This window comes from Burkholderia sp. Se-20378 (assembly GCF_017104665.1).
Lineage (GTDB): Bacteria > Pseudomonadota > Gammaproteobacteria > Burkholderiales > Burkholderiaceae > Burkholderia > Burkholderia lata.
In genome coordinates this window covers 1-1,295 of the sequence record NZ_JAAGPG010001039.1, presented here as the reverse complement: position 1 = coordinate 1,295, position 1,295 = coordinate 1, and the positions used below count along the sequence as shown (strand labels likewise).

1 protein-coding gene and 1 pseudogene are annotated in these 1,295 nt (G+C 69.3%); one reads left to right on the top strand and one right to left on the bottom strand.

Annotation, left to right across the window (positions count from 1 at the left end; translation table 11 throughout):
- Positions 1-142 (bottom strand): annotated as a pseudogene (locus G3N93_RS41950) (4-hydroxythreonine-4-phosphate dehydrogenase PdxA); the annotation flags it as partial.
- Positions 143-257: 115 nt separating this feature from the next.
- On the opposite strand from G3N93_RS41950, the gene G3N93_RS39960 reads away from it, so the two are divergent.
- Positions 258-1,205: a LysR family transcriptional regulator gene (locus tag G3N93_RS39960; protein ID WP_206124470.1), complete on the top strand. Its 948-nt coding sequence runs from the start codon at positions 258-260 to the stop codon at positions 1,203-1,205.
- Positions 1,206-1,295: the final 90 nt, after the last annotated feature.

Below are 1,295 nucleotides of genomic sequence, written 5' to 3'. Positions count from 1 at the left end.
CGCCGATCAGCACGAGATTCGCGTGGGCGGTGGCGTCGGGGCGGGCGAGCAGTTTCGCGATCAGCTCGGCGCCGATGCCGGCGGGGTCGCCGAGCGTCAGCGCGACGACGGGCAGGGGCGTGGCGGGCGAGGGGGTGTGCATGCGGTGTCTCCGGTGGCGGCGCGTGGCCGTTTGTCTATGGGGTTGATGCTAGGTAGACGGAATGAGTCGGTAAATTGAAAACTCTTGATGAATCGATAACCTGGAGTAATCAAAGATGGGCTCGATCGACCGACGAGACTCGACGCCGCAGTTGCTGAACCGGCTGCGCATGCGGCAGATCGCGCTGCTGCTGGCCGTGGACGAATGCTCGACGCTGCGCGCGGCGGCCGACCAGATGGGCCTCACGCAGCCGGCCGCGACGAAGATGCTGGCCGAGCTGGAGAGCGCGCTCGGCCAGCGGCTGTTCGATCGCGTCGGGCGCGGGCTCGTGCTGAATCCGGCCGGTGAGCGCGTGCTCGGCTATTTCCGCGGCATTCGCGGCAGTGTCGAGGCGCTGAACCGCGAGCTCGGCGAGCTGCAGCTCGGCAGCGCGGGGCGGCTGGCGATCGGCAGCATCATGGCGGCGTCGCCGGGGCGGCTCACCGAGGCGCTGGTGCAGTTGAAGGCGCGTTATCCGCTGCTGGCGATCGACATCGCGGTGGATACGAGCGACCGGCTGATGCCGCAGCTTCTCGAAGGCGTGCTCGAAGTGGTGATCGGGCGGCACGTTGGGACCGATTGCGACTTCCGCGTGGTGGACGACGAGGCGCTCGCGATCATCGCGGGCCGCGACCATCCGCTCGCGGGTGCGGGGCCCGTGGAATTCGACGCGCTGCTCGATTACGCGTGGATCCTGCAGCCGGCCGGCAGCCCGGCGCGCGAGGTCGTCGAGCGCGAGTTCAACGCGCGGCATCAGCCGATGCCGCGCGGGTTGGTCGAAACGGGGTCGATCCTGACCACGATGAACCTCGTCGACCGTTCGCCGATGCTCGGCGTGATTCCGCTGACGGTGGCGCAGCGCAATGCGGAGCACGGGCTCGTCGCGATCGTCGACTACACGCTCGAACAGAAGCTGCCGTCGTACGGCAGCCTCGTGCGGCGCGACCGGCCGCTGAGCATCCCCGCGCAGCAGTTTCTCGCGCTGTTTCACCGCGAAGGGGGCGGGGATGATGGCGGCGTGTAGCGGAGTGGTTTGCCAGCCGAGGCGGCCGAGCCAGCCGCGCCGGCCGAGGTGGCCGAACCAGCCGCGCTGGCCTAGTCAGCCGGGCAGGCA